Here is a 20125-nt window from a genome sequence, read left to right as displayed (position 1 = left end):
CTTCGCCGGGGTCAGGCTCGCGCGGCGTCGTATGCCGTCTCCTTCTCACCGGTTCCGGGCCCACCGGCGCTGGTGAAGAAGTCGACGAGCGCGTACGGGGCTCGGTCGCCGAGGCAGAGGTCCAAAATCTCACGCGCGTCCTCGTAGAAGCCGGAGGTGCGGGCGAACATCGCCTCTTCGTAAGCCGCGAGCGCCGCCTCGACGTCGCCGGGGTGTGCGGCGATCGCGGCGCCGAGTTCGGCGCCGTCGAACATCGCCAGGTTGGCGCCGTCGCCGGACGGCGGCATCAGGTGCGCGGCGTCGCCCAGGAGCGTCACGCCCGGCACGCGGTCCCAGCGGTGTCCGTCGGGCAGCGTGTGGATCATGCGCGCGGCCGGGGCGGCCGCGCCGTCCGTGATCAGCGCCGTCAACTCCGGTGCCCAGCCTTCGAATTCGGCCGCGATGCGGGCCTTGGCCGCGGCGGCGTCCGTGAAGTCGATGTCGGCGAACCAGTCGGCGGAGCGGGCCAGTTGGACGTACGTGTGGATGATGCCGCCGGCCTCGCGGTGCGCGTTGATGCCCTTGCCGGGGGAGGGGGCGAGCAGGGCGCCGGAGCCGACCGCCCCGGCGGCGGCCTCGTGCCGCTCGTCGACGTCGTACAGGTAGGTCTCGACGAACGTCGTGCCGGTGTAGGCGGGGGTGGCGTCCGAGACCAGGGGGCGGACCTTGGACCAGGCGCCGTCGGCGCCGACGAGGAGGCCGGTGGTGACGGTCGAACCGTCGGCGAAGGCCAGCTCGTGGCGGCCGTCGCCGAGCGGGTGGACGCCGGTGATCTTCCGTCCCCACTGGACCGTGCCCTCGGGCAGCGAGTCGAGCAGGATCCGGCGCAGGTCGCCGCGGAGCACCTCGGGGCGCTTCGCGCTGCCGTCGTCGGGCTCGTCGAGCAGCACCTTGCCGTGCTGGTCGAGCACGCGCAGCGCCTCGGCGCCCTCGTGGATGATCGCGCGGAACTCCTCGGTGAGCCCGGCCGCCGCGAGGGCCGCCTGCCCGTCGGCCTCGTGTATGTCGAGCTGGCCGCCCTGCGTGCGGGAGTCCGGCGAGGGATCGGCTTCGTAGACGGTCGCCGGGATGCCGTGAACGTGCAGATCACGGGCGAGGACGAGTCCGCCGAGGCCCGCGCCGACGATGGTGGTGGGTGTGGTGGGTGTGGTGGTTTTCATGATCTTGCTCCGTCCGGGAAGAGGGTTCATCGGGATTCAAGGAGCGACTGGAACGTCGTTCCAATGCCAGTTTGGAACAATGTTCCAGTCGTGTCAAAATGGGACGCATGGCGACCAGGGCACAGCGGGCAGAGCGGCGCACCGACGCGCTCTCCAAGGAGCGGATCGTCGAGGCGGCGATCGGGATTCTCGACACCGAGGGCGAGAAGGGGCTCACCTTCCGCACCCTCGCGGCGCGGCTCGCGACCGGCGCCGGAGCGATCTACTGGCACGTCGCGAACAAGGACGAGCTGCTCGCGGCGGCCACCGACGGAGTCGTCACGCGCGTCGTGACGGACGTGGGCCGCGGCGAGGAACCGCGGGAGGGAATCCGGGCCCTGGCGCTCGGCGTCTTCGACGCGATCGACGTGCATCCGTGGGTGGGGACCCAGCTCTCCCGCGAGCCGTGGGGGTCCGCGCTGCTGCAGATCTTCGAGGGCCTGGGAGGCCGGCTCCAGGAACTGGGCGTTCCGCGGTCCGAGCAGCTCAACTCCGCGTCCGCGCTGCTGAATTACGTCCTCGGGGCCGCCGCCCAGAACGCCGCGAACGCCCGCCTCCCGCTCCCTGTGGGGACCGACCGTTCGACGTTCCTCGGCGGGATCGCCGCACGGTGGACGGAACTCGACGCCGCGCGCCACCCGTTCCTGCGACAGGTGGCGGCGGAACTGCCCGAGCACGACGACCGAGAACAGTTCCTCGCAGGTATCGACCTCATCCTGATGGGCATCGGCGCATACGGCGCCGGGAGTCTTACGGAGTCGTGACACATCGGCCCGTTGCCGAGGTGTGCGGGGCCGAGGGATCTAACGTGGCGGCATGCGAGTTCTGGTCACCGGCGGTGCCGGGTTCATCGGGTCCCATGTCGTCGAGGCGCTGACCGCGCGCGGGCACGACCCCGTCGTGTTCGACGTACGGGAGGACCCCGACGCCGATGTGCGCGACCCCGACGCGGTCGCCCGCGCCCTGGCGGGTGTCGACGCGGTGTGTCACCAAGCGGCCAGGGTGGGTCTGGGCAACGGGGTCGCCGACGCCGCCGAGTATGTCTCCCGCAACGACCTCGGCACGGCCGTGCTGCTCGCCGCCATGGCCGAGGCCGGTGTGTCGCGGCTCGTGCTCGCCGGGTCGATGGTCGTCTACGGGGAAGGGCGCTACGCCTGCGCGCGGCACGGGGTCGTACGGCCCGGACCGCGCGACGCCGCCGACCTGGACGCGGGGCGGTTCGAGCCCAAGTGCCCCGACTGCGGAGCCGAGTTGGCGCCCGGCCTCGTGGGCGAGGAAGCCCCCGTCGACCCGCGCAACGTGTACGCCGCGACCAAGCTCGCGCAGGAACACCTGGCCGCCGCCTGGGCGCGGGCGAGCGGTGGGACGGCGCTCTCGCTGCGCTACCACAACGTGTACGGGCCCCGGATGCCCCGCGACACCCCGTACGCCGGTGTCGCCTCCTTCTTCCGCTCCGCGCTCGCCCGCGGCGAGGCCCCCCGCGTCTTCGAGGACGGCAGCCAGCGGCGTGACTTCGTGCACGTACGGGACGTGGCCGAGGCCAACGCGGTGGCGCTTGAGGCCGACGCCGAGCCGGGCGCGCTGCGCGCCTACAACACGGGCAGCGGCACACCGCACACCGTCGGCGAGATGGCGTCGGCGCTCGCGGCGGCGTACGGCGGGCCCGAGCCCGTCGTGACGGGGGAGTACCGGCTCGGCGACGTCCGGCACATCACCGCGGACTCGGCGCGGCTCCGTGCCGAGCTCGGATGGAAGCCCGAGGTGCAATTCGCCGACGGAGTACGGGAGTTCGCGCGCGCCGCGATGGAACGGTGAGCGCCGACCGGCGGGCCAGTAATGTGCTCAGCGGCTCAGCAGGTGCTCGCGCCCGAACATCGTCGCCGCGGTGCGCGCCGTCGGGGTGCCGACGTCGAGGTCCGCGCCGGCTTCGAGCAGCACCGCGACCACGTCGTCCGCGCCCTTGAACAGGGCCCCGGCGACGGGTGACTGGTCGCGGGCGTTGCGCAGGTCCGGGTCGGCGCCGAGCCGGAGCAGGGCGCGCACCGTGTCGGCGTGAGCGTGGTAGGCGGCCAGCATCAGCAGGCTGTTGTGCTGCGCGTCGGTCACGTCCACGGGCAGACCGTGCTCCACGAACTCCACGAGTTCGGCCGTGCTGCCCTCGCGCGCCAGGTCCTGGGCGAGGGCGACCACCCGCTCCGTCTGCTCGGGCGTCAGTGCGCCGCTGTTCACACGTACCACTCCTGAGGGACGTACGGGATGAGTGTGCCGGGCCCGGCGTGCGGAGTGTTCCGCACGCCGGGCTTCCTGCGCAGGCGATCAGAGCTCGCCCGCGGCCAGGGCCTCGATCGCCTTGCGGACGCCCTCGCCGTAGGCCGGGTCGGCCTGCGTGCAGTTGGCGATGTGCCGCTCGACGGTCGCCTGCGACGCGCCGTCGATCGCGCGCGCCGTGTTCGCGAACAGGACCTGCTGCTGCTCGGCGCTCATCAGCCGGAACAGGTTGCGGGGCTGCTCGAAATAGTTGTCGTCGTCCTCGCGGAAGTTGAACCGGTCGGCGACGGCGCCCACGGCCTGGCTCGGCTCGCGGTAGGCGGGCTGCTCGCGCCAGCGGCCGTACGAGTTGGGCTCGATGCCGGGCGTGGCCCCCTGGTTGCCGTCGACGCGCATGGCGCCGTCGCGATGGTAGGAGTTCACCGGGTTCTTCGGCGCGTTGACCGGGATCTGGTGGTGGTTGACACCGAGCCGGTAGCGCTGCGCGTCGCCGTAGGAGAACAGTCGGCCCTGGAGCATCTTGTCGGGCGAGTAGCTGATGCCCGGCACCACGTTGGCCGGGGTGAAGGCGGCCTGCTCCACGTCCGCGAAGTAGTTGTCGGGGTTGTGGTTGAGCTCCCACTCGCCCACCTCGATCAGCGGGTAGTCCTTCTTCGACCAGACCTTCGTGAGGTCGAAGGGGTGGAAGCGGTAGTTCTCCGCGTCGGCCTCCGGCATGACCTGGATGAACAGCTTCCACTTCGGGAAGTCGCCGTTCTCGATCGCGTCGAAGAGGTCGCGCTGGTGGGACTCGCGGTCCTTGCCGACCAGGGCCTCCGCCTCGGCGTCGGTCAGGTTCTTGATGCCCTGCTGGGTGCGGTGGTGGAACTTCACCCAGAACCGCTCGCCCTCGGCGTTGATCAGGCTGTACGTGTGCGAGCCGAAGCCGTGCATGTGCCGGTACGAGGCGGGGATGCCGCGCTCCGACATCACGATGGTGACCTGGTGCAGGGCCTCGGGGAGGTTGGTCCAGAAGTCCCAGTTGTTCTCGGGGTCGCGCATGTTCGTGCGCGGGTCGCGCTTCACCGCGTGGTTCAGGTCGGGGAACTTCAGAGGGTCGCGGAAGAAGAACACCGGGGTGTTGTTGCCGACCAGGTCCCAGTTGCCCTCGTCCGTGTAGAACTTCAGGGCGAAACCGCGGATGTCGCGCTCGGCGTCGGCCGCGCCGCGCTCACCGGCGACGGTGGAGAACCGGGCGAACATGTCGGTCTTCTTGCCGACCTCGGAGAAGATCTTCGCGGTCGTGTACCGCGTGATGTCGTGCGTGACCGTGAAGGTGCCGAACGCGCCGGAGCCCTTGGCGTGCATACGGCGCTCGGGGATGACCTCGCGGTCGAAGTGGGCGAGCTTCTCCAGGAACCACACGTCCTGCAGCAGCATCGGGCCGCGCGGCCCGGAGGTCATGGAGTTCTGGTTGTCCGCAACCGGTGCTCCCGCGACCGTGGTCAGCGGCTTCTGGTTGTTCTCGGGCAAGGCTGGCTCCTTACGTAGTGCCGGGGCCTGCTCCTGTGGCCGGGAGCGCGACCCGGAATGCTTCGAATCCTATCTTGGACTTTGTCTAAGTCAAGTGAGGTTCCAGACGGGGGTGGGTTCCAGTCAGAGGTGGGTTCCAGGCCACGCCCCCGGCGGTCATAACGGCGCGGAGGTGCTCGGCAGTGTGACCTCGAAGCGGCAGCCACCCGGGATGTTGCGGACCGTGGCCCGGCCTTCGTGCGCCTCCACGATGCCGCGCACGATCGCGAGGCCCAGGCCCGCGCCCGCCGGGGGTGTACGGGCGTGGGTGCCGCGCCAGCCGGTGTCGAAGACGCGCGGAAGATCCTCCTCGGGGATGCCGCCGCAGGCGTCCGACACCGACACCACCACACCCTCCGGCGAGCGGTGCGCGGCGACGGCGACCGTGCCGTCCGCAGGGGTGCGCCGGATCGCGTTGACGAGGAGATTGCCCAGGACCCGGCTCATCTCCTTGCCGTCGACCTCCACCGGCACCGGCTCCACCTCCTCGCCAACGAGCAGCACTCCGTGCTCGCGGGCGAGTGGGTCCGCGCCCGCCAGCGCGTCGCTGACCAGGTCGTACAGGGACATCCTGGCCGGCGCGAGCGGCAGGGCGCCCGCGTGGATGCGGGACAGCTCGAAGAGGTCGCCCACCATGTCGTTGAGCCGCTCGACGTCCGTGCGCATCTGGCGCAGATAGCGGTCCGGGTCGGCGGCCACGCCATCCTCAAGGGCTTCCGCCATGGCGCGCAGACCCGCGAGCGGGGTGCGCAGATCGTGCGAGATCCAGGCGACCAGCTCGCGCCGCGAGGTCTCCAGGGCCCGCTCGCGCTCCCGGGAGGCGGCGAGCTTGGCACTGGTCGCCGCCAGCTCCCGGCTGAGCTCCTCCAACTCGGCGGTGGCCGGAGCGGCGGGCGCGGCGAAGTCGCCGCCGTCGCCGAACGAGCGCGCGGCGACGGCCAGTTCACGGCTTCGGGCCACCACCCAGCGGCCGAGGACGAGCGCGGTCACGAGCGAGACGGCCGCCGCCATCGCCACCACCAGCGTCACCACGGTCAGGTCGTGCGGGGAGAGGAACATCGCCCAGGCCACGGCGAGCGTTCCCGCCAGTGTCGCCACCACGCCGACCGTGGCGACCACGGCGAGCGAAGCGGTCAGCGAGTGCCGCCGCAGCAGCCGCAGCGCACCCGCCCCGGCAAGGCCCGTGGCGGCCGCGCCCGCGAAGGCGTACAGGGCCATGAGGAGGATGTCGTGCACGGTCACTCAGACCACCTGGTCCACCGGCTCGAAGCGGTAGCCCACGCCCCACACCGTCTGGATCAGGCGCGGGCGCGCCGGATCGTCCTCGACCTTGCCGCGCAGCCGGCGGATGTGGACCGTGACCGTCGACAGGTCGCCGAACTCCCACCCCCACACCTCGCGCATCAGGTCCTCCCGGCCGTACGCCCGCCCCGGATGGCGCAGGAAGAAGGCCAGGAGGTCGAACTCGCGCAGTGTCAGGGCGAGTTCGACGCCGTCCCGCGTGACCCGGCGCGCCGCCGGGTCGACCGTGAGGCCCGCCGCGCGCAGCGGACTCTGCCGGGCGGTGGCGGGGCGGGCGCGGCGCAGTACCGACTCCACGCGCAGTACCAGCTCGCGCGGGCTGAACGGCTTCGTCACGTAGTCGTCCGCGCCGACCTCCAGGCCGAGGATCCGGTCGTCCTCGTCGCCGCGCGCGGTCAGCATGATGACCGGGACGGGGTCGCGTTCACGCATTCGGCGGCACACCTCCAGGCCGTCCATGCCGGGCAGCATCAGGTCGAGCACCACCAGGTCGGGCCGGTGCGCGGCGGCCCGTGCCAGAGCCGCGGGGCCGTCGCCTGCGCGGTCCACCCGGTAGCCGGCGCGGTCCAGGTATCCCGCCACCACCTCGGCGACGGTGGGGTCGTCGTCGACGACGAGGACGCGGCTCGCGCCGTCGTCGGGGGCCGGACCCGTGGGCTCGTATGGCTGCTGCATGTCACCAGCCTCGCACCGCGCCGGGCATCCGAGGCGTCCCGGCCGGGCCCGAGCGGTCGACGTCCGTGTTTCGTAAGGATCTAGCACCCGAAATGTCGGAATCGGGATCGTAGGGTGGGACCTGTGACAAGCCCACCCACCACCGTCGACGTGGTCCTTCCCTGTCTCAACGAGGCCGAGGCCCTGCCCTGGGTCCTCGATCGGATCCCGCCGCACTGGCGAGCCCTCGTCGTCGACAACGGCTCCACCGACGGCTCCGCCGGGATCGCCCGCTCCCTGGGCGCCCAGGTCGTGCGCGAGGAACGGCGCGGATTCGGCGCCGCCTGCCACGCGGGCCTGACCGCGTCCGACGCCGACATCGTCTGCTTCTGCGACTGCGACGCCTCCCTCGACCCCGGCCTGCTCGTCCCCTTCGTACGCGAAGTGGCCGACAGCGAGGCCGACCTGGTCCTCGGACGGCGCCGCCCGACGGCGCGCGGCGCCTGGCCCGCGCACGCCCGCGCGGGCAACCTCGCGCTCGCCCGCATGCTGCGCCGCAGGACCGGCCTGCGCCTGCACGACCTCGGGCCGCTGCGCGCCGCACGCCGCGAGGCGCTGCTCGGACTCGACCTCACCGACCGGCGCAGCGGCTACCCCCTGCAGATGGTGGTGCGCGCCGCCGACGCCGGCTGGCGGATCGCCGAGCACGACGTGCCGTACCTGCCGCGCACCGGCGCCTCCAAGGTGACCGGCACCTGGCGCGGCACCTGGCAGGCGGTGCGCGACATGAGCCGGGTACTGGGCGAGACGCCCGAACGGGAAGAACGGGAAGGGAGCGTCCGGTGAGTGCCCCCTACGACCTTCTGGTCATCGCCAAGGAGCCGCGCCCCGGCCGGGTCAAGACCCGCCTCACCCCGCCGTTCACACCCCAGGAGGCGGCGGACCTCGCCGAGGCCGCGCTCGCCGACACCCTGGACGCGGTCGCCCTGGCCCCGGCCGCCCGCCGCGTCCTCGTCCTCGACGGGGAGCCCGGGCCCTGGCTGCCACCCGGCTTCGAAGTCGTGCCGCAGTGCGCGGGCGGCCTCGACGAACGCCTCGCGGCCGCCTTCGCCGGGTGCTCCGGGCCCGCGCTCCTCGTCGGCATGGACACCCCGCAGGTCGACCCCGGTCTGCTCACCGTCGACTTCGCCGACTGCGACGCCTGGTTCGGCCCGGCGCTGGATGGCGGCTTCTGGGCCCTCGGCCTGGCCGACCCCGACCCGGGGCTGCTGCGCGGCGTGCCCATGTCCACGGCGTACACCGGCGCCGCACAGCGCGCCCGGCTCGTCGAGGCGGGCCTGCGAGTGCGTGACCTGCCGCCGCTGCGCGACGTGGACACCGCCGAGGACGCCGCCGCCGTGGCCGCCGAGGCGCCGCACGGCCGGTTCGCCGCACGCCTGGCGCGATGTACGACGGGGGTGCACCAGTGAGAGCGCGCATGAGCCCCTCCGTGAGCGCGCCCGCCGCCCCTTGGGCGGGCGCCGACCCGTACTCCGCCGCCCTGCGCTCCGGGCGCGGCCCCCTCTTCCTGCGCCGTGCCGACGGCTGGCTGCTGCCACTCGAGGTCGAACGCTGGTGTGCGCGGGCCGACGCCGTCGACCGGCAGGTGCTCGATCGCTGCGAGGGCGCCGTGCTCGACGTCGGTTGCGGGCCCGGACGGCTCGTCGCGGAACTCGCCGCACGTGGGCGCACCGCGCTCGGCGTCGACGTCAGCGACGCCGCCGTCGCCCACAGCCGGGGCCTCGGCGGCCAGGCGCTGTGCCGCTCGGTGTTCGACCCGCTGCCCGGCGAGGGCCGCTGGAACACCGTGCTGCTGATGGACGGCAACATCGGCATCGGCGGCGAACCGCACACCCTGCTCACCCGCCTCGCTCAACTCCTCGCCCCCGGCGGCCTGTTGGTGGCCGAGTCGGCACCCGTCGACGTGGACGAACGCGCCAGCGTGCAGGTCACCGACTCACCGGGACAGGCCCAGCAGCCGGGACAGACCGGGGGCCACCACTTCCCGTGGGCCCGGCTCGGCACCCCGGCCCTGCTCCGGTACGCGGCCGGGGCCGGCCTGCGCCCCATCGATCAGTGGTCCGTGGGCGGCCGCTGCTTCGCCGCGCTGCGTACCCGCACCGCGAACAGCAGCGCGGACCCCGCGAACAACGCAGCCGTGACCAGCAGCCAGTGACCGAGGTACACATCGGCGGAGCGACCGGTCGCCGACCGGTACCGCTCGTCCACCACCCCGCTGATCAGCGGGAACCAGACGAGCAGCAGCAGCCCCGACAGGGCGGCGGGAACCCGCACGTACCCCACCCGCTCCCGCCGCCCGGCCGCCGCGAACCCGCGCACGAGCAGCCGGTCCACACCCGCGTACAGCGGCACCAGCACGAGATCGTGCACCAGGGCGGCGCCCACCAACCACAGCGCCACCCCGAACCAGTCGTCGGCCAATAGACGCACGCCCGCGTACCCGGCGAGCGCGAACGAGCAGAGCAGCAACAGCAGTTGAAGCGGACTGCCCAGTGGGATGCCCGACCGGCTGCGACGCAAGAGTGACATCACGGTCACACCTTTCCGAAGGTGAGCCGTGCGACCCACTTGGTGTTGAGCACGCCCGGCGCGGCGGGCACGATCACGCGCGCCGGGTAACCGTGATCGGGGGAGAGCGCCTCCCCGTTGACGTACAGGGCGAGCAGTGAGCCCGGATCGGCGACCTGGTTGGCGCGCAGCGCGGCGTGCCGGAAGGCGCCGCGCCGTTGCAGTGACTCGACGAGCACATCCGGCGGATCGGCTTCGTGGCCCACCAGTGCCGCGAGGTCGCGCAGCCGCACACCGCGCCACCACTGGTCGGAGGTCGACCAGCCCTCGACGCAGGCGATGGGCAACGCCGAGCTGTGCAAAGGGAGTTGGGACAGTTCGGCGCGGCTGAGGCGGAGTGTGCGGCCTGCCCGTCCGACGATGACAAGACGCCACGCGTCCTCGGCCGTCTCCGCGCGCTCGATCCCCGCGTAGGCGGCGGTCTTGTTGATCTGGAAGCCGTTCGGGCCCTCGGCCGGGTCGGCGCCGCCGTGCGGGGCGAGCAGCGCGGTGCGGCGCGCCGGACCGTCGAAGCTCTGCCCCGCCGTCGTACCGAACAACAGCAGCGACCCGCCGCCGACGAACCACAACGCACCCCGCCGCGAAACCGTCGGCGGATCCGGTCGCGGAGCCACCAACTCGCCCTCCTCGCGTGCACGACGCACATTGCGCATCGCCGCCGGAACCTTCAGCACCGCATGCGCCACGAACGCGGCGAAGAACACCCACGCCCCGTAGAAGTGCAGCGGATAGAACGAGCCGGGGAAGAGATAGTCGAGCTGCACATTCAGCACCCCCGTGACGAACTCGAAGAGTCCGCCGCCGACCAGCAGCAACAGCGAGACACGTTCGAGCGCGTGTGTCACCGAGCGGACCGGCGGCAGCGTGAACAGCTTCGGCACCACCGACCACAACTTCGCCAGCAGTACGGGGATCAGTGTGATGCCGAGCGTGACATGCACGCCCTGCGTGAGCCGGTACAGCCAGTGCGGGTCGGTCGGCCAGGCGAAGAGGTAGAAGCCGAGGATCCCCTTGTCGGGCGTCTTGTCATTGAGCGGGGACAGGCCCGGGTTGTACGCCGCGTACGAGACGAGGCCCGTCACGAACAGCACGGTGATGCCGACGAGCAGCACCAGACCCAGCACGGAGGTGAACCAGGGGCCGCGCAGCGGGCTGCGCCAGAAGGAGGGCGAGGCGGGGGTGGAGCGCATGTCTCGACCGTAGGCCGCGACCCGGGTGAATCCGTGTGCACGACTCATGACGAAACGCTGACATCAGGGCCGGTCGGCGCAGTGCGGGACGCCTCGCGGCCTAACGTTCCGGTGTGACCCCCCGCACCGACCGATCCTCCGCACGACGCGACCTGTACGCCGCCGCGGCCGCGCTCCTCCTCGTGCTGACCGCCGCGCTCGTCGGCCGCCACATCGAGGACACCTACGGCACCCTGCACGTCGGCGCGCCCCCGCTGTACGGAAAGTGGCTCCCGCACCTCGGCCCCGGCACACCCGCCGCCCTCGTGGTGGCCGCCGCCATCGTCGTGTACGGCCCCGTGCTCGCGGCCCGGCTCCGCTGGCGCGCCCTGCTCGCCTCCGCCTGGGCCACCGCGACCGCCTGGATCCTCTCCCTCGCCCTGATCGACGGCTGGCACCGCGGCATCGCGAAGCGACTCACCACGAAGTACGAGTACCTACAGGTCATCGACCGCTTCCACGACATCCCGGCCACCCTGCGCGATTACACACATCACATCCTCATCGACTCGCCCGACCACTGGCCCGCCCACACCGCCGGACACCCACCCGCCGCCCCGCTCACCTTCGTCCTTCTCGACCGCATCGGGCTCGGCGGCGGCGGATGGGCGGCCCTGTGGTGCATCACCGTCGGCGCGACGGCGTGCGTGGCCGTGCTCGTCGCCGTGCGCGCGCTCGCCGGGGAGGAACTCGCGCGCCGCGCCGCCCCGTTCCTGGTCGTCGTGCCGGGCGCCGTGTGGATGGGTGTCTCGGCCGACGTGTACTTCGCCGCCGTCGCGGCGTGGGCGGTGGCCCTCCTCGCGCTCGCGGTCAGCGGGCGCTCGCTCTGGTGGGCGGCGGGATCCGGGCTGCTGTTCGGGCTGACCTGCTACCTCTCGTACGGGCTCACGCTGTTCGCGGTCATCGCCCTGGCCGTGCTGTTCCTCGGGCGGGGGAGGGTGCGGGAGCGGCCGCTGTCGCTCGCGGGGCTGTTCTGCGCCGGGTTCGTCGTCGTGCCGGCCGCGTTCACGCTCGCCGGGTTCAACTGGTGGGAGGCGTACCACCTGCTGACGACCCGCTACTACCAGGGCGCCGGCGGCATCCGGCCGTACGGCTACTGGGTGTGGGCCAACCTCGCGTGCACGGTCCTGGTCGTCGGTGTGGCGACGGTGGCGGGGCTGCGGCGGGCGGTCGGACAGTTGATCCGGCGGGACGGCATCGGACAGTTGATCCGGCCGGACGACAGAGGGAGCGACCGGGCCCGGCTCGCGCTCCTCGCGACGGCCGCGCTCGTCGCCCTGCTCGCCGCCGACCTGTCCGGCATGAGCAAGGCGGAGACCGAACGCATCTGGCTGCCCTTCGCGATGTGGCTTGTCCCCGCCTGCGCGTTCCTCCCCCGGGCGAGGCCGTGGCTCGCCGCACAGGTGGCACTCGCCCTGCTCGTGAACCACCTGGTGCTCACCGGGTGGTGACGCGGTGCTCGTGGCACGACGGGGCTCCGGCCCGGCTCAGGCCCGGTGGCCGAGCAGCTCCCGGACGCCCTCTCCGTTGAGCGTCAGGGCGTCGGGCGAACCCGCGTCGATCGTCATCGACAGCTCCGTCGGCCAGCGCGAGGCGAGTGCGCCCAGCGGTACCGGTGTGCAGCGCGAGATGAACGGAAGCAGTTCCGACATGCGCAGCTCGGACGTGAACAACGGGACGAGCTGCTCGCCGCCGGGCTGCTCGATGACCGGCAGGGACAGCGCGGGAGAGGCCGAATCCTGCTCCTCGCCCGTCTCGTCGGGCACGGGTACGAGGACCTCGCAGCCGGCGAGTGCGTCGAGCGCGCCCTGGTCCTCCGTATTGAGGCTGAGGGCGCTGAGCGCCTGCTGCGCGGGGGAGTGGCCGTTCTGCGGGATGGAGTTCTCGTGCATGGTCGAAGTCCCCTCTGGAGTGCGGGCGGATGGCGCCCCGCGTACCCAGGGGGTGTCGGTCCATGCCAGGGAGATCGGGAGTCGACGGCGACCGGCTCAGGCCGCCGCCCGTCTCGCCCAGGCCCGGCCCCACCGCCCCATCATGTGCGGGCACAGTGGCCGTCCGTGCAGCAGCTCCACACCCTCAGTGGCGCCCGTGGCGACGAAGAAGCAGCGGCCCATGGACGACTGCAGCGTGGTGGTCCAGCGGGAGCCGTCACCGACGGCGATCGCGCCGCGCAGCAACTCATGGCCGATCCCCTCGCGGCGCCACGACTCGTCGACCCAGATCGCCTGCAACCGCCCGACCGCGCAGTCCTCGCACAGCCGGAACCGGACCTCGGCGATCTGCCTGCCGGCCTGGGTGCGGGCGGTGATCCGCCACTGACCGTCGGCGCCGGGGCGCTCTTCGGCGAGCATCACCACGGTTCCGTCACCGGTCGTGATCAGCCCGCCCGTCCTCCTACGCATGCGGGCCTCCAGCGGGCGTGCTGTGTCGGAGTTGTGCCCGCGCATCCTTTCACGCGGCGGGGTCGTGACGACAGGGGGTTCCGGGGGTTCCTGCTCCCGGGAGCCCCCACTGAACGCGCAGCGGTCGCGCGCCGTATTCCAAGCCGCTTGCACGGTCGCGCCGAATGCCACGGGGAGGGCGCCACCCTCACGTACCGATCCGGAGGAACCGTCATGTACGTCTACCGCGCGAACGGGTCGAGCGAGCAGAGCACCGCGGACGGTCGGCAGACGCTGCCCGCATACGCGGAACGCTCCCGCCCGTTGCTGACCTGGAACCAGTCGGTCGAACTCGCCGCCGCGCAGGCACGCGAGCGGGTGCGGCGGGCGCTCGACGGGTACGCCGTCGACCCGCGCGCCGTCGACGCGGCCGTCCTCGTCGCCGGCGAATTCGTCGCCAACGCCTGCGAACACGCCCGCGGCCCCTACCAGTTGCGCCTCACCGTAAGCCGCACGCTGTGCGTCGAGGTCCTCGACTGGGGCCCCGGCCTGCCCGCGGCCGTCCTGCGGCGCACCTCTTCCGCGCCGAACTCCGTCGAGCGGGGCCGTGGCCTGCTGATGGTGGACCGGCTCGCCGGTGGGGCGTGGGGCAGCCGGAGGCTCGCGAGCGGACACTGCGTGTGGGCCGAGGTTCCGGCACGCTGACGTCCCGATATCAACTGGCAAGTGGCAGCGGCCGCTTGAGGCGCCGCGTGATCCGCCGGTCGATCCACACGTACAGGCACAGCAGCACGCCCGCGAGCACCAGCACTCCGGCGATGTTGCGCAAGGCCGTACCGTACCCGCGTACTTGCACGTCGAGGAACGGATACGGATACCAGTCCGTGACCGCACCGTGGACCAGCGTGTACGCGATCCACAGCACCGGCCACACGAACGCCCGCCGCGCCGTCGCCGCGTCGATCCGCGCGCGCGGCCCGAACAACAGCCAACCCAGGACGGTCAGGGGTGGCGCGACGTAGTGCAGCCCCACGGTGGCCCACATCGGGACCCCTTCGAGGTGGATCTGCGGCGCCAGGACGATCGCGTACACCAGGCCGGTGATGGTGATCCCCAGTAGCGCGTCCAGTCGCAACACGCGCCACAACGCCCCGTCCCGCGCTGGGCGAAGCACCAACGACGCGGCGCAGACCAGCACCAGAACATTGCTCTGGATCGTGAAGTAGCTGAACATGCGCACCAGCCGGGTCAGGACATCGGCGTGATCCCCCGCGGTGTCCCCGGCCCCGGCGGCGGACTGACCGCTGAACACGAGCACGAGCTGCGTGACCAGTGCCGCGGCGGTGACGGCGGCCAGCACGCCGTGCCACGGCCGGGAGAGGTCGTGAGCCCGGTCAACTGCCGTGGCGCGTACGGGTCCTGTGATGGTGATGACGGACTCCTCGATCTGCGACGTTGTGAGCGTTTCATCGAGTATGACCGATATGGCGATGGTGGTGAGGGCCGGGGAAACTCAGCCGCGGCGGTACCCCGCCCAGTACGTTCCTCCCGCCGCCTCCAGGACCGCGCGCACCCCATCGGCGAAGCGCTCCACGCCGTCGTCGGCGCCGGACACGGCCGCCGCCGCGCCGGCCGTCAGCCGCTTGTGCAGTCCCGCGTCCGCGTCCGCGAGCCGTCGCGACAGCCACTTGCCGCTGCCGAGCCAGTGTCCGCCCGCGAGCAGCGCGAGCTCCGAGGCGCGACCCAACAGGTGCGCGACGAGGTAGGTGCGTTCCAAGGGATCGGCGCAGCCTTCGAGGTCGTCGAGGGTGTCGGTCAGGGCGTAGCGCCTGTCTTCCAGTTCACTCTCTGAGACCGGCGGGGGACCGGCCGCCCACCGCCGCCGGGCCTCCGCCTGCAGCGCCGCGCCGATCCCGTCCGCGTCGGACAACAGCAGCCCCTCCGCGCACATGGCCAGGAGCGGGGAGCGACGCTCCGCGGTCTCGCGCTCGACGAAGCGGTGCCAGTCGGCCTCGGTCTGCACGAACAGTTCCACCGGCCACCCGTCGCGCAAGAGACTCTCGCGGTAGGGCGCGGGCGGGCCGGACAGTAGGACCACGATGTCCAAGTCGGAGCGCGGCGTGCGACGTGCGGTCAGGACGCTGCCCGCCAGGAAGGCGGCGCGGGCGTCGGGAAAGCGGTCGCGTACCAGTCGCTCGGCGGTCCTCACATGATCCATGGCGGCAGTGTGCCGCCGCCGACGGGTCCCGGGCACTTGGTTTTGAGTGTCCCGCGCTTCTTCGGGGCCGCTCCCGAGTCGTAGGAGCCGGCCCGCCCCGCTGGTGCGCGCGCATGCGCGCAGCGGCCTCAGGGGCGATCCTGGACATGGCAGTAGAGGCCCACGAGGAGGTTGCCATGTCCGCTCTGGACAAGATCAAGCAGATGCTCAAGGGGCACGAGACCCAGGCCGGCAAGGGGATCGACATGGCGGGTGATGCCGTGGACAAGAAGACCCAGGGCAAGTACAGCTCCCAGGTCGACTCCGCCCAGGAGCAGGCCAGGAAGCATCTCGGAATGGACCAGGACAAGGGTCAGGACGGTTCGCAGAAGTAGGCAGAACCAGGCAGAAGCCGGCAGAAGTGGGAGGCAAGGATCAGCCGGACTGGTCTGGCGCGGCCGGGGAAGGTGACAGTGGTGCGGGAGGGCCGGGCGACACGGCCCTCGACCTGAGCGGACCGTGCCACGAGGAGGCCGACCGATGTACCGGATGACCGTCATCTACGATCACCCCGCCGACCCGGAGAAGTTCCTGAAGCACTACCGGGAGGTGCACGCCCCGATGGCTTCGCAGATGCTGGGGCTGCGGTCCTTCCAGTGGAGCGTGGCCGAGATGCCCGACGGCTCGCGGCCGCCGCACTTCCTGGTGGCCGCGCTCGACTGGGACTCCAAGGAGGAGGCGCTCGCCGCGCTCGCCACACCGGCCGGCCAGGCGGGCGCCGAGGACATCGCCAACTTCGTCGCACCGGGCGCGCTCAGCATGAGCTTCTCGGAGGTCGTCACGTATCCGCTCTGAGCGGGCCGCCTGGGCGCGAAGGTCAGTGACCGGCGAGCAGTTTGACGGAGACCACGCCCAGGCCGATCGCGGCGTTGAGCGCCGAGGTCACCGTGGCGTGCAGGGCCCCGGCTCCGGCCCGGCGCCCACCGACGAACCCCCACAGGGCCAGCGTGGCGACCTCACTGCCGGCGGCGATCCACAGCGCGGTCGTGAGGCCCACGGCTCCCAGGGCGGATGTGCCGATCAGCAGCAGCGGCCCGATGGCACTGGTCAGCAGGGGGCTGCTGGTGAACAGCTCGTGCCGGATCTCGTGCAGGGTGGGGCGGCTGCCGTGCACGACCGGGTGGGCCTGCATGTCCGCGACCAGGGTCGCCAGCCACAGGCCGAGCGCGGTGGCCGCCACCGCCACCGTCGCCCCCGTGTGGGTGCTGTGCCCGCCCTGCGCGAGGCCCACCAGTACGGCGAGCAGGGTCAAAGAAGCGTAGATGCGCTCCTTCAGGCGCTCACCGCGCACTGCCGCACGGTCGTACCCGGCGGCCTCCGGAGATGTGCTTTCGCTCATGATCGAACCCTATAAGGGTATTGCGGGGGAACATTTGTTTACCGGGCGCGGGCGCGGACGCTGCGGCAATGCCCGATCACCGCAGCGTGTCGACGAACTTGCCCAACCGCTCGATGCCCTCGCGGAGCTCATCCGCCGACGCCGCGTACGACAGCCGTACGTGCGTGTCCGCCGTGTGCGTTCCGAAGTCGCGGCCCGGGGTGAGGGCCACGTGCGCCTCCCGCAGGGCCCGTTCGCAGAACTGCCAGGAGGTGAGACCGGTGCCGCCGACGTCGAAGTAGACGTAGAAGGCGCCGTCGGGCGGGACGGGGACGGGCAGGCCGATCCGGTGCAGGCCGTCGAGGACGAGCGCGCGCCGCTCGGCGAACTCGGCGCGGCGCTCCTCGCAGACCGCGAGGGACGCCTGGGTGAAGCACTCCAGAGCGGCCTGCTGGGCGGGGGCCGAGGCGCACAGGAAGTAGTTCTGGGCGAGCCGCTCCATCGCGGGGACCAGCGTTTTCGGCGCGATGCACCAGCCGAGCCGCCAGCCGGTCATGCCGAAGTACTTCGAGAAGCTGTTGATGACGATGGCGTCGGGGTCGACCGACAGCGCGCTGCGCGGCGGCCGACCGTGCTCGTCGTGGTCGCTGAGGTCGAGGTAGATCTCGTCGACGAGCCGCCACGCGTCGCGCTCGCGTGCGAATCGGCAGATCGCGTCCAACTCGTCGATCGGCACTGAGGTCCCGGTCGGGTTCGACGGCGTGGCGACCATGACGCCCGACGTCCGGTCCGTCCAGTGCTCCCGCACCGATGCCGCGTCCAGCTGGAAGCGGGTGTCCGCGGTGGTGGGTACGAGGGTGACGTGCGCGCCGAAGCTCTCGACGATCTGCCGGTTGCACGGGTACGAGGGGTCCCCGATGAGCACCTCGTCGCCGGTGTCGACGAGGGCCGCGGTGGCCAGCACCAGCGCGGCGGAGGCACCGGCGGTCACGACGACGCGGGACGGGTCGACCTCGACGTGGTGGCGTTCGCGGTAGAAGCGGGCGATGGCCTCCCTGAGCGCGGGCAGGCCAAGCGCCGCCGTGTAGGACAGCGGCCGTCCGTCCATGGCCTCGCGCATCGCCTCCCGCACCGCGGGAGGCGCCCCGAAGTCCGGTTCTCCGATGCTGAGTTTGACGACGTGGTGGCCCTCGGCCTCCAGCGCCGCCGCCTGCTTGCTGAACTCCATCGCGTAGAACGGGGCGACGTTCTGCGCTCGCTGCGAGATCTTCATGCCTCGACCTCCGTCTCGATCGCGGCGGGGCATGGCGTGATCATATTTCAGCGGTCGAGTGCGCTCACCAGGTGCCCCCTCACCGCCTCCAGCAGCGGCGCGCCCGCCTCCGCGGCCAGATGGCCGCACTCCAGCACCTCAAGTCGGGCCCGGGGGATCCCGGCCGCGAGCTCGCGGGCGTGGGGGAGTGGTGTCGCCACGTCCTGGGACCCGCCCACGACCAGGGTCGGCGCGGTGATGTCCGCGAGGCGGTGCCGCAGGTCGTAGGTGGCCAGGGCGTCGCAGCAGGCCGCGTAACCCTCCGGGTCCGTCGCCGCGAGGGTGTCGAGCAGGTGGCGGCCGGTGTCGGTGGCGGCGAAGGCCTCGTCGCCGAACCAGCGGCCCGGAGAGCTCGCAAGGAGCGGAGCCGTGCCCTGGTCGCGGACGAGGCGGGCCCGCTCGTGCCAGGGCCCCGGCGGCCCGAAGTGTGCCGAGGAGCAGACCAGGGCCAGGGACGCGACGCGGTCCGGGTGGTGCGCGGCGAGGTGGGCCCCGACGGCTCCGCCCAGCGAGATGCCCGCGTAGTGGAACCGGTCCAGGCCGAAGTGGTCCGCAAGGGAGAGGACGAGAGCGGCCAGGTCGGCGACCGTTGTGCCGTGCGCCCCCACGCCGTCCCTCGCCTCCGGAAGGATGCCGGTGGGGGAGCCGCCGTGCCCCGGCAGGTCGTAGGAGATCGTGCGGAAGTCCCGTGCCAGGACCGGGACTTGGTCGGACCAGACCGCCGTGGACGTACCCAGGGACGGGCCGAGGATGAGCGGCGGCCCGTCGGCCGGGCCGCTCACCTCGTGGTGCGGCAACGCGGCGGTGCTTGTCGTCATCGCCCCGGGGTCCCGGCGGCGAGGTCCGACGGATGCTGGGCGAGCGGTGTCACCTCGATGGACATGAAGGGGAACAGCGGCAGGCCCCACAGGATGCCGTGCAGCGCCTCGTTGTCGGCGACGTCGAAGACACTGAGGTTGGAGTACTGGCCGACACACCGCCAGATGTGCACCCACTCACCGGACTTCTGCAGCTCCTGGCAGTAGGCCTTCTCCCGGGCCACCAGGTCGGCGCGCTCCTCCGGCGCGAGGTCGCGCGGGATGTCGACATCCATACGTACAGCGAACAACACAGTGCATCACGCCTTGTCGAGAACGAAGTCGTACGTCACCTCGCGCCCGTCGCCCGCGGCGACCGGCGTCGGATCGAGGATCAGCTCGGGCTTGACGGCGGAGGCGATGTCGTCGGACACGTGCTCGCCGCCGTCGAAGTACAGCTGGGTGGTGATGAGGTGGTGGCCGGGGGCCGACACCTTGAGGTGGAGGTGGGCCGGCCGCCAGGCGTGCCAGCCCGCGGCGGAGATGAGCTTGCCGCAGGAGCCGTCCGTCGGGATCTGGTACGGGGCCGGCTGCACCGTGTGGATCTTGAAGTTGCCCTGGTCGTCCGCGACGACCGTGCCGCGCAGGTTCCACTCCGGCAGGCCGGGAGCGAACTGGGAGTAGAAGCCGTCGTCGTCGGCGTGCCACATCTCGACGGTGGCGCCCGCCAGCGGCGTGCCGTCCACGGTGCGGACCTGGCCCTGGAACAGCAGGGGCGTTCCGCCCTCGTCCTCGCGCATCGGCAGGGTGGCCTCGGCGGGCAGCTCCGGCGCGTCGGGAACGTAGTAGGGGCCCTCGATGGTGCCCTTGGTGCCCTCCCGCTCCTCGTTCGCGACCTCCTCGACGACGTGCTCGACCCACACGTCGAGGAACAGTGGCCACTCGCCGTCCTCGCCGACCTGGATCAGCCACGACTTCAGCGCGTCGTACTCGGCGTAGGTCACCTTGTGGCGGCGGATGATGTCGTGGGTGGCGCCCAGGAGTTCGGAGACGAGCGTGTTCACGCGACCGGTGTCGGCGACCGGCGCCCCGGCGCGCTGCTTGCTGCGGAACTGCTCGGTGGCCGCGTTCCCTGATGCGGAGGCCGTGGCCTGCTCGGTGGCGGTGTCCGTCATGGTGTGTCCCGTCCT

The 20125-nt window shown here is 72.0% G+C and carries 25 protein-coding genes; 9 read left to right on the top strand and 16 right to left on the bottom strand.

Features of this window, described 5'->3' with window-relative positions; translation table 11 throughout:
- Positions 1–11: 11 nt before the first annotated feature.
- Entirely contained in the window at positions 12–1199 is a 1188-nt protein-coding gene (locus ABT004_RS01785; protein WP_351330785.1) for an FAD-dependent oxidoreductase, read from the bottom strand.
- Between the two features lie 107 nt (positions 1200–1306).
- Between ABT004_RS01785 and ABT004_RS01780 the strand changes: the two genes are divergently transcribed.
- Complete coding sequence (locus tag ABT004_RS01780) at positions 1307–2002, top strand: TetR/AcrR family transcriptional regulator (protein WP_351330783.1); 696 nt, start codon at positions 1307–1309, stop codon at positions 2000–2002.
- A 52-nt stretch (positions 2003–2054) separates the two neighbouring features.
- Positions 2055–3053, top strand: coding sequence for an NAD-dependent epimerase/dehydratase family protein (locus tag ABT004_RS01775; protein WP_351330781.1), 999 nt, complete (start codon positions 2055–2057; stop codon positions 3051–3053).
- A gap of 27 nt (positions 3054–3080) precedes the next feature.
- Here the strand turns inward: ABT004_RS01775 and ABT004_RS01770 are convergent, their stop codons facing one another.
- From ABT004_RS01770 to ABT004_RS01755, 4 genes are all read right to left on the bottom strand, one after another.
- Positions 3081–3467 (bottom strand): ankyrin repeat domain-containing protein, encoded by a 387-nt coding sequence (locus ABT004_RS01770; RefSeq protein WP_451187181.1) that lies wholly within the window; start codon positions 3465–3467, stop codon positions 3081–3083.
- Between the two features lie 87 nt (positions 3468–3554).
- Positions 3555–5018 (bottom strand): catalase, encoded by a 1464-nt coding sequence (locus ABT004_RS01765; RefSeq protein WP_351330777.1) that lies wholly within the window; start codon positions 5016–5018, stop codon positions 3555–3557.
- A gap of 156 nt (positions 5019–5174) precedes the next feature.
- Positions 5175–6293, bottom strand: coding sequence for a sensor histidine kinase (locus ABT004_RS01760; RefSeq protein WP_351330958.1), 1119 nt, complete (start codon positions 6291–6293; stop codon positions 5175–5177).
- 6 nt (positions 6294–6299) lie between these two features.
- Positions 6300–7034 carry a response regulator transcription factor gene (locus ABT004_RS01755; RefSeq protein WP_351330775.1) on the bottom strand — a complete coding sequence of 245 codons (735 nt, stop codon included), beginning with the start codon at positions 7032–7034 and terminating at the stop codon, positions 6300–6302.
- A gap of 123 nt (positions 7035–7157) precedes the next feature.
- Here ABT004_RS01755 and ABT004_RS01750 point away from each other — a divergent pair, with 123 nt between their 5' ends.
- Genes ABT004_RS01750 through ABT004_RS01740 form a run of 3 tightly spaced genes read left to right on the top strand, consistent with a single transcriptional unit; the run spans position 7158 to position 9228 of the window.
- Complete coding sequence (locus tag ABT004_RS01750; protein ID WP_351330773.1) at positions 7158–7859, top strand: glycosyltransferase family 2 protein; 702 nt, start codon at positions 7158–7160, stop codon at positions 7857–7859.
- On the top strand, positions 7856–8482 hold the full coding sequence (locus ABT004_RS01745) for a TIGR04282 family arsenosugar biosynthesis glycosyltransferase (protein WP_351330771.1): 627 nt from the start codon (positions 7856–7858) through the stop codon (positions 8480–8482). Before ABT004_RS01750 ends, ABT004_RS01745 begins: the two co-directional genes overlap by 4 nt.
- Positions 8483–8490: 8 nt before the next feature.
- Entirely contained in the window at positions 8491–9228 is a 738-nt protein-coding gene (locus ABT004_RS01740; protein WP_351330770.1) for a class I SAM-dependent methyltransferase, read from the top strand.
- Here ABT004_RS01740 and ABT004_RS01735 read toward each other — a convergent pair.
- Positions 9126–9602, bottom strand: a complete 477-nt coding sequence (locus tag ABT004_RS01735) for a hypothetical protein (RefSeq protein ID WP_351330768.1) — start codon at positions 9600–9602, stop codon at positions 9126–9128. The two genes, ABT004_RS01740 and ABT004_RS01735, sit on opposite strands and share 103 nt — an antisense overlap.
- Positions 9603–9607: 5 nt before the next feature.
- The gene (locus ABT004_RS01730) at positions 9608–10831 is read right to left on the bottom strand and encodes a molybdopterin-dependent oxidoreductase (RefSeq protein ID WP_351330766.1); all 1224 of its coding nucleotides are present in this window, start codon (positions 10829–10831) and stop codon (positions 9608–9610) included.
- A gap of 113 nt (positions 10832–10944) precedes the next feature.
- Between ABT004_RS01730 and ABT004_RS01725 the strand changes: the two genes are divergently transcribed.
- Positions 10945–12321 carry a hypothetical protein gene (locus tag ABT004_RS01725; RefSeq protein WP_351330764.1) on the top strand — a complete coding sequence of 459 codons (1377 nt, stop codon included), beginning with the start codon at positions 10945–10947 and terminating at the stop codon, positions 12319–12321.
- 36 nt (positions 12322–12357) lie between these two features.
- Here the strand turns inward: ABT004_RS01725 and ABT004_RS01720 are convergent, their stop codons facing one another.
- Complete coding sequence (locus tag ABT004_RS01720) at positions 12358–12762, bottom strand: SseB family protein (RefSeq protein WP_351330763.1); 405 nt, start codon at positions 12760–12762, stop codon at positions 12358–12360.
- A gap of 96 nt (positions 12763–12858) precedes the next feature.
- Positions 12859–13272 (bottom strand): hypothetical protein, encoded by a 414-nt coding sequence (locus ABT004_RS01715; protein ID WP_351330761.1) that lies wholly within the window; start codon positions 13270–13272, stop codon positions 12859–12861.
- Positions 13273–13485: 213 nt separating this feature from the next.
- On the opposite strand from ABT004_RS01715, the gene ABT004_RS01710 reads away from it, so the two are divergent.
- On the top strand, positions 13486–13956 hold the full coding sequence (locus ABT004_RS01710; protein ID WP_351330759.1) for an ATP-binding protein: 471 nt from the start codon (positions 13486–13488) through the stop codon (positions 13954–13956).
- Between the two features lie 10 nt (positions 13957–13966).
- Here the strand turns inward: ABT004_RS01710 and ABT004_RS01705 are convergent, their stop codons facing one another.
- Positions 13967–14611, bottom strand: coding sequence for a Pr6Pr family membrane protein (locus ABT004_RS01705; protein ID WP_351330758.1), 645 nt, complete (start codon positions 14609–14611; stop codon positions 13967–13969).
- Positions 14612–14764: 153 nt separating this feature from the next.
- A complete protein-coding gene (locus tag ABT004_RS01700; RefSeq protein WP_351330756.1) occupies positions 14765–15469 on the bottom strand; it encodes a nucleotidyltransferase domain-containing protein in 705 nt (234 codons plus the stop codon).
- Positions 15470–15645: 176 nt separating this feature from the next.
- Between ABT004_RS01700 and ABT004_RS01695 the strand changes: the two genes are divergently transcribed.
- Both ABT004_RS01695 and ABT004_RS01690 read left to right on the top strand, forming a co-directional pair.
- Positions 15646–15843, top strand: a complete 198-nt coding sequence (locus ABT004_RS01695; RefSeq protein WP_351330754.1) for an antitoxin — start codon at positions 15646–15648, stop codon at positions 15841–15843.
- Positions 15844–15988: 145 nt separating this feature from the next.
- Entirely contained in the window at positions 15989–16303 is a 315-nt protein-coding gene (locus ABT004_RS01690; RefSeq protein ID WP_351330753.1) for an EthD family reductase, read from the top strand.
- A 22-nt stretch (positions 16304–16325) separates the two neighbouring features.
- Here the strand turns inward: ABT004_RS01690 and ABT004_RS01685 are convergent, their stop codons facing one another.
- The 5 genes from ABT004_RS01685 to catA form a co-directional block, all read right to left on the bottom strand.
- Entirely contained in the window at positions 16326–16847 is a 522-nt protein-coding gene (locus ABT004_RS01685; protein WP_351330751.1) for a hypothetical protein, read from the bottom strand.
- Between the two features lie 76 nt (positions 16848–16923).
- Positions 16924–18099, bottom strand: a complete 1176-nt coding sequence (locus ABT004_RS01680; protein ID WP_351330750.1) for a pyridoxal phosphate-dependent aminotransferase — start codon at positions 18097–18099, stop codon at positions 16924–16926.
- A gap of 47 nt (positions 18100–18146) precedes the next feature.
- Entirely contained in the window at positions 18147–18956 is an 810-nt protein-coding gene (locus ABT004_RS01675) for an alpha/beta fold hydrolase (RefSeq protein WP_351330748.1), read from the bottom strand.
- Positions 18953–19231, bottom strand: coding sequence for a muconolactone Delta-isomerase family protein (locus tag ABT004_RS01670; protein WP_451187186.1), 279 nt, complete (start codon positions 19229–19231; stop codon positions 18953–18955). The genes ABT004_RS01675 and ABT004_RS01670 overlap by 4 nt, the downstream gene beginning before the upstream one ends.
- A 24-nt stretch (positions 19232–19255) precedes the next feature.
- Positions 19256–20110 (bottom strand): catechol 1,2-dioxygenase, encoded by an 855-nt coding sequence (gene catA, locus ABT004_RS01665; protein ID WP_351330744.1) that lies wholly within the window; start codon positions 20108–20110, stop codon positions 19256–19258.
- Positions 20111–20125 lie beyond the last annotated feature (15 nt).

The sequence above is a fragment of the Streptomyces sp. NPDC002790 genome (genome assembly GCF_040295505.1).
In the GTDB taxonomy this organism is placed as follows: Bacteria; Actinomycetota; Actinomycetes; order Streptomycetales; family Streptomycetaceae; genus Streptomyces.
The sequence above is the reverse complement of the archived record's forward strand: the minus strand, read 5'-3'. Positions and strand labels throughout refer to the sequence as shown.

Excerpts from the sequence above, each read along its gene's own strand:
- ABT004_RS01785 (WP_351330785.1), bottom strand. The coding sequence starts at position 1,199 with ATGAAAACCACCACACCCACCACACCCACCACCATCGTCGGCGCGGGC.
- ABT004_RS01780 (WP_351330783.1), top strand. The coding sequence starts at position 1,307 with ATGGCGACCAGGGCACAGCGGGCAGAGCGGCGCACCGACGCGCTCTCC.
- ABT004_RS01775 (WP_351330781.1), top strand. The coding sequence starts at position 2,055 with ATGCGAGTTCTGGTCACCGGCGGTGCCGGGTTCATCGGGTCCCATGTC.
- ABT004_RS01755 (WP_351330775.1), bottom strand. The coding sequence starts at position 7,034 with ATGCAGCAGCCATACGAGCCCACGGGTCCGGCCCCCGACGACGGCGCG.
- ABT004_RS01740 (WP_351330770.1), top strand. The coding sequence starts at position 8,491 with ATGAGCCCCTCCGTGAGCGCGCCCGCCGCCCCTTGGGCGGGCGCCGAC.
- ABT004_RS01735 (WP_351330768.1), bottom strand. The coding sequence starts at position 9,602 with ATGTCACTCTTGCGTCGCAGCCGGTCGGGCATCCCACTGGGCAGTCCG.
- ABT004_RS01730 (WP_351330766.1), bottom strand. The coding sequence starts at position 10,831 with ATGCGCTCCACCCCCGCCTCGCCCTCCTTCTGGCGCAGCCCGCTGCGC.
- ABT004_RS01720 (WP_351330763.1), bottom strand. The coding sequence starts at position 12,762 with ATGCACGAGAACTCCATCCCGCAGAACGGCCACTCCCCCGCGCAGCAG.
- ABT004_RS01715 (WP_351330761.1), bottom strand. The coding sequence starts at position 13,272 with ATGCGTAGGAGGACGGGCGGGCTGATCACGACCGGTGACGGAACCGTG.
- ABT004_RS01710 (WP_351330759.1), top strand. The coding sequence starts at position 13,486 with ATGTACGTCTACCGCGCGAACGGGTCGAGCGAGCAGAGCACCGCGGAC.
- ABT004_RS01700 (WP_351330756.1), bottom strand. The coding sequence starts at position 15,469 with ATGGATCATGTGAGGACCGCCGAGCGACTGGTACGCGACCGCTTTCCC.
- ABT004_RS01695 (WP_351330754.1), top strand. The coding sequence starts at position 15,646 with ATGTCCGCTCTGGACAAGATCAAGCAGATGCTCAAGGGGCACGAGACC.
- ABT004_RS01690 (WP_351330753.1), top strand. The coding sequence starts at position 15,989 with ATGTACCGGATGACCGTCATCTACGATCACCCCGCCGACCCGGAGAAG.
- ABT004_RS01685 (WP_351330751.1), bottom strand. The coding sequence starts at position 16,847 with ATGAGCGAAAGCACATCTCCGGAGGCCGCCGGGTACGACCGTGCGGCA.
- ABT004_RS01680 (WP_351330750.1), bottom strand. The coding sequence starts at position 18,099 with ATGAAGATCTCGCAGCGAGCGCAGAACGTCGCCCCGTTCTACGCGATG.
- ABT004_RS01675 (WP_351330748.1), bottom strand. The coding sequence starts at position 18,956 with ATGACGACAAGCACCGCCGCGTTGCCGCACCACGAGGTGAGCGGCCCG.
- ABT004_RS01670 (WP_451187186.1), bottom strand. The coding sequence starts at position 19,231 with ATGGATGTCGACATCCCGCGCGACCTCGCGCCGGAGGAGCGCGCCGAC.
- catA (WP_351330744.1), bottom strand. The coding sequence starts at position 20,110 with ATGACGGACACCGCCACCGAGCAGGCCACGGCCTCCGCATCAGGGAAC.